Origin of the sequence: Streptomyces sp. NRRL B-24085 (assembly GCF_001282115.1) — a bacterium.
Taxonomy (GTDB): Bacteria; Actinomycetota; Actinomycetes; order Streptomycetales; family Streptomycetaceae; genus Streptomyces.
The window spans coordinates 1-8,549 of record NZ_LJBR01000467.1 but is presented as its reverse complement, the minus strand read 5'-3'; the positions used below and the strand labels follow the sequence as shown (position 1 = coordinate 8,549).

The window sequence follows — 8,549 nt, the reverse complement described above, 5'->3', positions numbered from 1 at the left end:
AGGAACTGAACCAGCCCGCACAGCGCGTACCGGGCGGTGCCGCCCGGCGGCGGGGGCGGCTCGGCCGGCCGTGCGGGGGCCGGTGCGGCGGCCGGGGCCGCGGCGAGGGCGGTCGCCAGACCGCGGATCGTCGGGTGGCCGTAGACGTCCCGCATCGACACCTGCGGCAGATCGCCCCGCTTCCGCACCCGGGCGCAGAACTGCGCCATGACCAGGGAGTTGGCACCCAGGTCGTCGAAGAAGTGGCTGTCGAGGGGGACTTGATCCGTCTTCACGACCCCGGCCAGCACCTCGGCGAGGACCTGGGCGGTGCCGTCCACCGGGGCGACTGTCGTGATCTCGCCGGGATTTACCACCACTTGAACTCCTAGATCATCACTTTTGGTCTTATGGACTATTCGGTGTGCCTGCTAAGTCGGGCCGGGTCCGCCACCGGTTCCGGGGGCCGCGGCGGTGTTACGGCCTCGCGACACCGCCGGGCCGCACTCGCGACGACCGTTTCCAGCGGGCCACGTCCGAGCTGCCGCCACGAGAGGGCGAAGAGGAGCGCTCCGGTGGTCATGACGGCGTAGAGGAGCTCGGGGGTGCCGGAGAGCGCACCGGTGGCGAGAAGGAGCACGTGGGCGGCGTACAGGGTCAGCGGCATGCTGCCGGCCGCCGCGAGCGGCATGAGCACCCGGGTGAGACGGGTGCTCCTGGTCAGCAGCAGGGCGCCGCCGAGGATCGCCGCCGCCGAGCCCAGGGTGAGGAGCATGTCGAAGGGCGTGGTCGCGTGCGGCGCGCGGGAGAGCAGCGCCCACCAGGTCTCACCGTCCGGGCTGTCCCACAGGGCCTCGGCGCGGGAGGCGCCGGGGAACTCCGCGCGCCACAGGTGCCGCAGCCCGCCGTACCGGAACAGGACCAGGGACGACACCAGCCAGGTCCCGGCCACGAGGGCCAGGCCGCCCCCGAGGAGCCGGGGCGCGATCTCGCGTGACGCCAGGTCGAGGCGGCCGAGGGCCAGTCCGGCGCACAGATAGGCGGTCCAGGCGAGCACCGGGTAGTCGCCGTGCACCAGCAGGTCCGAGACCAGGCCGAGCGGATCGGTGAGCACGTCCTGGAGCGTCGGATCGCCGTCGAAGGCCGGCTCGGGCAGCACGCCCCGCAGCGCGTGCACGGCGAACGGCGCCCCCACGGCCAGGGACAGGGAGAGCCCCGCCAGGGTGCGCGGGCCGAGGCCCAGCAGGGGGACCGCGATCAGGAACAGCAGGGCGTAGAACGCCAGGATCACGTCCACGTCCAGGTCCGCCGCGCGCGAGGCGTACCCGAGCAGCAGTCCGATCAGCGCGATGACCCCGGCCCGCGCCGCCACCGCCACCGCGGCGGGCCGCCCGGTCACCGGCCGCCGGCCGCCGGTGGTGAAGGCCAGACCGATCCCGGCCGTCACGGCGAACGTCGCCGAGGAACGGCCGCCCGCGAACATCCAGGCGGGTGTCGGCGACCCGGCCTCGTCGAACGCGCCGAACACGTGAACGGAGAACATTCCGAGCAGGGCGAGGCCCCGGGCCACATCGACCCCCACGATGCGCGGCACGGCTTGCTTCGGCGCGTTCGGAGCAGGCATGGGAATTCTCCAGAGTGGGATACGGCGGGATGGCGACCGCTGTTCACCGCGCAGCGGCAAATCATGGAGAAGGCTCCCCGTGGTTCCGGTGTTCCGGAAGAAAAAGAAGTGCCCTGAGGCACGTAATGGAATGAGAGAAGGAGCGGTTCGGTATGCGCCTGGAGTGACCACGCGACGGGGACAAAGTGGCCGACTCGTGCCTTGGTCAGGGCCCTGAGAATGCAATCCGAATTGTTTCGAGGCGCTCGTGAACGGGTCAAGCGCGTTTCGGTCAATGGCGGTTTATCGCTGGTCGGCCGGGCGGCTGCGGTATGCTGAGTTCGTGCTGTTCCGTGGCAGCCACCGGGAAACTCACCTCATGACCGGTGTATTTGCCGACCGGCATTCCGGTTGGGGAATCCGCCACATCTGGCCAACGGGTTCATGACAGAAAAGGAGTTCGATTTCCTCTGTGATGTCCGCGGGGTTGCCCGGTGCTTTCCGGGCCGTGACGGAACCGAACACGAGCGGACGTTCCCCGCACGGCCGTGCCCAGGACCGGGACGCGGGGATGAGTGCACGCTCCCGTGGCGGATACCTTTAGGTCGTGCAGGCAGCAAGCGACTCCCCTCAACAGCCACCCGGCCGGCTCCACCGGGCCCGTGCCCTCTACCGGAACGTGTCGAAGCGCAGGACCGCCTGGCTGTTGGTCAAGGACACCGTCAACTCGTGCATCGAGTACCGCATCCTGGGGCTGGCCGCCGAGGCCGCGTTCTTCTCGCTGCTGTCCGTACCGCCGCTGCTGCTCAGCCTCATCGGACTGCTCGGCTACGTCGACGACTGGACCGGCACCGACAGCATCAGCAGCCTGGAGGCCAACCTCCTGGACGCCGCGCGCACGGTCCTGTCCGACAAGGGGGTACGGCAGATCGCGCAGCCGATCCTCGACGACGTGATGAAGGGCGGCCGTCCCGACGTCATCTCCGTGGGCTTCCTGTTCGCCCTGTGGTCCGGGTCGCGCGCGGTGAACGTCTTCATCGACACCATCACCGTCATGTACGGCCTCGACGGGGTCCGCGGCATCGTCAAGACCCGGCTCGTGGCGTTCGCGCTGTTCATCGCGGCCCTGCTGATCGGCTCGGTCGCGCTGCCCCTGATGGTGGCCGGCCCGGACGCCGTGGTGCGGATCGTGCCGTGGTCGACGACGGTCGTCCAGGTCCTGTACTGGCCCGTGGTGATCATCCTCTCCATCGCCTTCCTGACCACCCTGTACCACGTGTCGGTACCGGTGCGCTCACCGTGGATCGAGGACGTGCCGGGCGCACTGGTGGCCCTGGCGATGTGGGTGCTGGGGAGCTTCCTGCTCCGGATCTACCTCCAGAGCACGATCGAGGGCGCGACCATCTACGGCTCGCTCGCCGCCGCCGTGGCGGTGCTGCTGTGGATCGGCGTCTCCGCCTTCGCCGTCCTGGTGGGCGCGGCGATGAACGCGGCCATCGACCGTGTCTGGCCTGCCGCGGCCACGGCGGCGGCGCGCGCGGCGCAGGAACGGGTGCGCGAGGCGCAGGTCGCGGAGTACGTGGCCCGCGCGGCCGCGCTCCACGACGCCGACCCGGACCCCGACGACCCCGGCATGCCCTCGGAGTTCCCGGAGCGCTGGTCGCGCTTCCTGCCGCCGGAGGACGTGACGTCCCGGCTGCGGACCCACGCGAAGACGACGCATCCCCCGCAGAAGCCCGAGGGGTCCTGACGGGGCGTGTCGCCGGGTGCGGGCCGGTGGGGGCTCGTCGCGCGGTTCCCCGCCCCCCTCAGGTCGGAGCACGGACCGGGGTCAGACTGTCCACGTCCCCGCGGCCGCCGCCTCCCTCGCGAACTCCGCGAAGTCCCGCGGCGCACGGCCCAGCACCTCCCGCACCCCGTCCGACAGAAACGCGTTACGGCCGTCCAGCAGCTGCTCGAACGCCTCGACCAGCGCTCCGACCTCCCCCTCAGGCACCCCGAACCCGGCCAGGCGCTCCCCGTACTCCCGAGCCGACACCGCCCGGTACGCCAGCTCCCTCCCCGTCGCCTTCCCGATCTCCGCGACCGCCTCGCCGAAGGTCAGCAGGCGTGGGCCGGACACGGTGACCGTCTCCCCGACGTACCGGTCGCCCGCCGACAGCACGGCCGCCACCACGTCCCCGATGTCCCGCACGTCCACGAACGGCTCCCGCACCTCGCCCGCCGGGAACACCAGCTCCCCGCCCAGCCGCAGCTCCTCGACCAGCGGCCCCTCACTGAAGTTCTGCGCGAACCACGCGGCCCGCACGACCGTCCAGTCCGCCCCCGACACGTGCAGCGCCTCCTCCGCGTCCCGCGCCCGGTCCTGGCCCCGCGCCGACAGCAGCACCAGCCGCCGTACGCCGGCCCCCACCGCCTCCCGCGCGAGGGCCCCGACCGCCTCGGCGGCCCCCGGGGCCCCGATGTCCGAGGGGTGCACGAGGTACGCCGCGTCCGCGCCCCGCAGCACCCGCGCCCAGGTGGACGGGTGGTGCCAGTCGAACCCCTGCGCCCGCGAGGCCGCCCGTACCGTCAGTCCCGCGGCCCGCGCGGACCGCGCCACCCGGCTGCCCGTACGACCCGAGGCACCGGTCACCACCACCGTCATGTTCCGCGTGTTCTCCGTCATGCAGCCGAGTCAACTCCCGGGCCCGGCAAGGGACCATCGCCGAACGGCTCATTCCCATGCGCACCCGTCTACGCTGGCCGCATGGACGCTCTGGCAGGTCTGCTGGAAGGACCGCGGGCGCGTGGCGCCTTCATGATCCGTGCGTGCTTCGACCCGCCGTGGGCGGTGCGCGTGGAGGACCGGGCGCCGCTGACGGTCATGCTGATGGTCCGCGGGGAGGCCGTGATCCTGCCCGACACGGGCGAGCGGATCCGGCTGCGCCCGGGCGACCTCGCCATCGCCCGCGGCCCCGACCCCTACACATGCGCCGACGACCCCGGCACGGCCCCGCAGGCGCTGATCCTGCCCGGCGCCGAGTGCCGCTACCCGGACGGGCGGTCCCTGAACGGCTCCATGGACCTCGGGGTCCGCGCCTGGGGGGACCGGCTGGACGGCGAGACGGTGCTCCTCATCGGGACGTACCTGATGGAGGGCGAGATCAGCAACCGGCTCCTGGACGCGCTCCCGCCGCTGCTGTCGCTGACCACCGCCGTGTGGGAGTGCCCGCTGACCCCTCTGCTCATGGAGGAGATCGTGCGCGACGAGCCGGGTCAGGAGGTCGTCCTGGACCGGATGCTGGACCTGCTGGTCATCGCGGCGCTGCGGGCCTGGTTCTCCCGGCCCGAGGCGGAAGCGCCCGCCTGGTACGCGGCACTCGCGGACCCGGTGGTGGGACGGGTGCTGCGGCTGATGCAGGACGATCCCGCGCATCCGTGGACGGTGGCCTCCCTGGCCGCCAAGGCGGGGGTGTCGCGGGCGGCGCTCGCCCGGCGGTTCACCGAGCTGGTGGGGGAGCCGGTGATGGCGTATCTGACCGGGTGGCGGCTGGCGCTGGCGGCCGACCGGCTGCGGGAGGGGTCCGCCACGCTGGAGGCGATCGCCCGGCAGGTGGGGTACGGGAGCGCGTTCGCCCTGTCCAGTGCGTTCAAGCGGGGGTACGGGGTCAGTCCGCAGGAGTTCCGGCTGAGGGTCCGCGGGGGGTGACGGTGTACGCGGAGAGGGCGTCCAGACTCGAAGGCGCCGTCGTCTGGACCGGCGACGGCTCCGGACGTGTGCTGCCCGACGGCTGCATGGACCTGCTCTGGAACGAGGGGCGGCTGCTCGTCGCCGGGCCCGACACCCGTGCCCACGTCACCGGGGGCGCCCCCGGCACCTGGGTCGGCCTGCGCTTCGCCCCCGGTGCCGCGCCCGCCTTCCTCGGGGTGCCCGCCCATGAACTGCGCGACCGGCGGGTGGAGTTGTCCGATCTGTGGCCGGCCTGGGAGGTACGGCGACTGCGGAGCCGGGTCGCCGCGGCGTCCGACCCCGTCAAGGCCGTCGAGGACATCGCCCTGGAGCGCGCGAGCCCTCCCGACCCCGTCCTGCGGGCCCTCGTCGCCGCCCTGGATGCGGGCCGTCCCGTCGCCGTGACCGCCGACGAGATCGGCCTCGGGGCGCGGCAGTTGCACCGCAGGTCGCTGGCCGCGTTCGGGTACGGGCCGAAGACGCTGGCCCGGATCCTGAGGCTGCGGCGGGCCCTCGCGCTGGCCCGGGCCGGGGTGCCGTTCGCGGAGACGGCGGCCCGCTGCGGTTACTCCGACCAGGCCCATCTCGCCCGTGACGTAAGGGAGTTTGCGGGCCTGCCGCTCGGGCGGCTACTCGCCGGCTAGCGGGGCGTACAGGTCGACGCCGTTGCCGTCGGGGTCGTGCAGGGACGCGTACCGCTGGCCCCAGTCGGCGTTCCACGGCTTGAGCTCCCCGTGGAATCCCTCGCCCACCAGCTCCTCGTACACCGCGTCGACCTCGGCCGGACCGGCGCACCGCAGCGCGAGCGCGGTGCGGCTGCCGCCGGAGGGGGCCCGCCAGCCGGGGTGGAAGGAGCGGACCGTCTCCTCCGTGTCGAGCAACAGCCGAACACCGCCCGGGAGTTCGGCCTCCGCGTGCGGCTGCGACTCGGCCCCGTCGGGGAACGGGAACCCGAGCCGCCGGTAGAAGGCGACGGAGGCGGCCATGTCGGAGGCCACCAGACCGATGGCGTCGAATCGTGGAGTCATGACGTCACCGTAGGCGTGCCCTCGGCGCCCGGTCTTGAAGGAATCGGACACGTCAGCCGAAGGCCACCGGTCCCCGCGGGGTGTCGACCGTGAAGGAGAGCCCCACCGGGCCCTCGGCGAGGGCGAGGCGGGCGTCGACGGCGGCGAGGAGGGGGCGGATCTCCTCGGGCGCCGGGGCGGTCGCGCTCAGGGACAGCAGGGCGGTGGTGGGCAGACCCGAGGCGGTGGGGTGCGGGGAGGCGCCCCAGTCGATGAGGAAGGGGACCAGGCCGGAGGGGTGCTGGGTGTCGCCGTCCGTCAGGCGCCACTCCAGCAGGGTGCCGTCGGGGCGGCGGCGGCTCATCGGGCGGATCTCCCCGGGGTCGTACCCACGGGCCCGGGCCGTGGCCACCGCCGCGTCCAGGTCGGGCGGACTGATCGCCCAGGTGACCGTGCGGGCGGCGGTGAGCGAGTCGACGTCGAAGGGGCGCGGGCCCGTCGGCTCCGGCTGCTCCGGGTCCGGGCCGATGATCTCCAGATAGGCGGTGCCGCCCAGCGACACCAGGTGGTTGCGGGTGCCGAGACCGACGTGCACCCCGCCCGGGGCGGGGACCACACCGGTCCGCCGGGTGAAGTCGGCGACCGTCGCCGCCAGGTCGGGCGTCGCGAGGACGAGATGGTCGAGGCGTGCGGGAATCGCGTTCACCGCGCCGAGGCTACGGCGCGCGGACCGCACGGTGGAACACCCGTACGGCGACACACCTCCTAGGCTCTGGCCATGGCTCCCCGACTCCTCGTCCACACCCGTACCGCCGACTACCGCCACGACTCCATCCCCGCCGCCGTGGACGCACTCCGCGCCCTCGGCGGCTTCGAGGTGGACGCGAGCGAGGACCCGGCCGCTCTGGAGCGGCCCCTCGACCGGTACGCCGCCGTCGTCTTCCTCTCCACCAGCGGCGAGATCCTCACCCCGGCCGGGCGTGAACGGCTCGCCGGATACGTGGAGTCGGGCGGCGGGTTCGTCGGGGTGCACGCGGCCGCCTGCACGGAGTACACCTGGCCCTACTACGGTGAACTGCTGGGCGCCCGCTTCGACAGGCACCCCGCGTACCAGCCCGGCAGGATCCGCGTCGAGGACCGCGACCACCCGGCCACCCGGCACCTCCCCGCCGTCTGGGAGTTCACCGACGAGTGGTACGACTTCCGCACCAACCCCCGCGGATCGGTACGGGTGCTCGCGTGCGCCGACGAGTCGTCGTACGAAGGCGGCGGCATGGGCGCCGACCACCCGCTGGTGTGGTGCCGGGAGCAGGGCGCGGGCCGCGTCTTCTACACCGCGCTCGGCCACGCGGCCGAGGCCTGGGCGGACCCCGACTTCCGCGCCCATCTGCTGGGCGGGATCACCTGGGCGGCACGGCCGGCGCACGGCACCGGCTGACCCCGTCCCATCCCGTCCCAGCAGGTCCCCGCACGGCCCGCGCTCCCGTACCGCACCGCCGTACACGGGACGGACCGTCCCCCGCCGGACCGGGGACGCGGGCAGCTCTCGCCGTGCGCACCTCAGCCCTGTGAGGCTGTGCCGTGCCAAGCGAAGCGAGCCGCCCCAGGGGGAACCACGGGGGGAACCACGGCGGTTCGGAAAGGGAGACTTCCATGAGCATGCGCAAGCGGGCCGTCGCGACGGTGACGGCCGCGTTGCTGGGCGCCGGGACGCTCGGCCTGGCCGTGGCGCCGGCCGCCGACGCGGCCTCGTACCACGGCATCGACGGCAACGGCGTCGTCAGCGACGACTGGCGCGACGAGGAGAACCTGAGCGTCGACGACTACGCCGACAGCAACGCCACGGCCCTGTGGCAGTCCGTCCTGTACGCGGACGGCGCCAAGTGGCAGGACGAGGACGGGGACTGGCACAACTTCGCCAAGAGCCACATCGACGGCTCCTTCGGCCCGCAGACCGAGTCGGCCACCCAGTGGTGGCAGGAGCGCTACGGCCTCCAGGAGAACGACGGCGTGGTCACCGACCAGAGCTGGGAGTTCGCCGAGCAGTGGCTCCACGGCCCCGGCCCGGGCGGCGCGGTCCGCTACGACGGCGACAAGCGGGACGTCGAGTTCAAGCGGGTCAGCGGCAAGTACCGGGTCAAGCTCAAGGGCAGGGGACCCTGGCGGATCGCCTACTACGACCAGCGCGGCTGACCCCGGCCGGCCGGGGAACGGGCGGCCGCACGGTCACCCGCCCCCCGACGGCCAC

10 protein-coding genes are annotated in these 8,549 nt (G+C 73.1%); 5 read left to right on the top strand and 5 right to left on the bottom strand.

All coding sequences use genetic code 11. The features are described 5' to 3' along the window. A partial coding sequence (locus AOJ26_RS36845) for a phosphopantetheine-binding protein (protein WP_234358765.1) occupies window positions 1-359 on the bottom strand: 359 nt, incomplete at its 3' end. 35 nt (window positions 360-394) lie between these two features. Continuing rightward, window positions 395-1,603, bottom strand: coding sequence for a heparan-alpha-glucosaminide N-acetyltransferase domain-containing protein (locus AOJ26_RS36840; RefSeq protein WP_053852707.1), 1,209 nt, complete (start codon window positions 1,601-1,603; stop codon window positions 395-397). 586 nt (window positions 1,604-2,189) lie between these two features. On the opposite strand from AOJ26_RS36840, the gene AOJ26_RS36835 reads away from it, so the two are divergent. Further along, complete coding sequence (locus tag AOJ26_RS36835) at window positions 2,190-3,332, top strand: YihY/virulence factor BrkB family protein (protein ID WP_053852706.1); 1,143 nt, start codon at window positions 2,190-2,192, stop codon at window positions 3,330-3,332. Window positions 3,333-3,413: 81 nt separating this feature from the next. On the opposite strand, the gene AOJ26_RS36830 is transcribed toward AOJ26_RS36835, so the two are convergent. Beyond that, on the bottom strand, window positions 3,414-4,250 hold the full coding sequence (locus AOJ26_RS36830; RefSeq protein WP_053852705.1) for an NAD(P)H-binding protein: 837 nt from the start codon (window positions 4,248-4,250) through the stop codon (window positions 3,414-3,416). Between the two features lie 81 nt (window positions 4,251-4,331). On the opposite strand from AOJ26_RS36830, the gene AOJ26_RS36825 reads away from it, so the two are divergent. Then, window positions 4,332-5,273, top strand: a complete 942-nt coding sequence (locus AOJ26_RS36825) for an AraC family transcriptional regulator (RefSeq protein ID WP_053852704.1) — start codon at window positions 4,332-4,334, stop codon at window positions 5,271-5,273. A 2-nt stretch (window positions 5,274-5,275) separates the two neighbouring features. Continuing rightward, window positions 5,276-5,938 (top strand): helix-turn-helix domain-containing protein, encoded by a 663-nt coding sequence (locus tag AOJ26_RS36820; RefSeq protein WP_053852709.1) that lies wholly within the window; start codon window positions 5,276-5,278, stop codon window positions 5,936-5,938. On the opposite strand, the gene AOJ26_RS36815 is transcribed toward AOJ26_RS36820, so the two are convergent. Both AOJ26_RS36815 and AOJ26_RS36810 read right to left on the bottom strand, forming a co-directional pair. Next, entirely contained in the window at window positions 5,924-6,322 is a 399-nt protein-coding gene (locus AOJ26_RS36815; protein WP_179200299.1) for a VOC family protein, read from the bottom strand. The two genes, AOJ26_RS36820 and AOJ26_RS36815, sit on opposite strands and share 15 nt — an antisense overlap. 52 nt (window positions 6,323-6,374) lie before the next feature. Beyond that, a complete protein-coding gene (locus AOJ26_RS36810; protein WP_053852708.1) occupies window positions 6,375-7,007 on the bottom strand; it encodes a VOC family protein in 633 nt (210 codons plus the stop codon). Window positions 7,008-7,079: 72 nt separating this feature from the next. On the opposite strand from AOJ26_RS36810, the gene AOJ26_RS36805 reads away from it, so the two are divergent. Both AOJ26_RS36805 and AOJ26_RS36800 read left to right on the top strand, forming a co-directional pair. Continuing rightward, window positions 7,080-7,739: a ThuA domain-containing protein gene (locus AOJ26_RS36805; protein WP_053852702.1), complete on the top strand. Its 660-nt coding sequence runs from the start codon at window positions 7,080-7,082 to the stop codon at window positions 7,737-7,739. A gap of 215 nt (window positions 7,740-7,954) precedes the next feature. Then, window positions 7,955-8,494, top strand: a complete 540-nt coding sequence (locus AOJ26_RS36800) for a peptidoglycan-binding domain-containing protein (RefSeq protein WP_053852701.1) — start codon at window positions 7,955-7,957, stop codon at window positions 8,492-8,494. Window positions 8,495-8,549: the final 55 nt, after the last annotated feature.

Excerpts from the sequence above, each read along its gene's own strand:
- AOJ26_RS36840 (WP_053852707.1), bottom strand. The coding sequence starts at position 1,603 with ATGCCTGCTCCGAACGCGCCGAAGCAAGCCGTGCCGCGCATCGTGGGG.
- AOJ26_RS36830 (WP_053852705.1), bottom strand. The coding sequence starts at position 4,250 with ATGACGGAGAACACGCGGAACATGACGGTGGTGGTGACCGGTGCCTCG.
- AOJ26_RS36825 (WP_053852704.1), top strand. The coding sequence starts at position 4,332 with ATGGACGCTCTGGCAGGTCTGCTGGAAGGACCGCGGGCGCGTGGCGCC.
- AOJ26_RS36815 (WP_179200299.1), bottom strand. The coding sequence starts at position 6,322 with ATGACTCCACGATTCGACGCCATCGGTCTGGTGGCCTCCGACATGGCC.
- AOJ26_RS36805 (WP_053852702.1), top strand. The coding sequence starts at position 7,080 with ATGGCTCCCCGACTCCTCGTCCACACCCGTACCGCCGACTACCGCCAC.
- AOJ26_RS36800 (WP_053852701.1), top strand. The coding sequence starts at position 7,955 with ATGAGCATGCGCAAGCGGGCCGTCGCGACGGTGACGGCCGCGTTGCTG.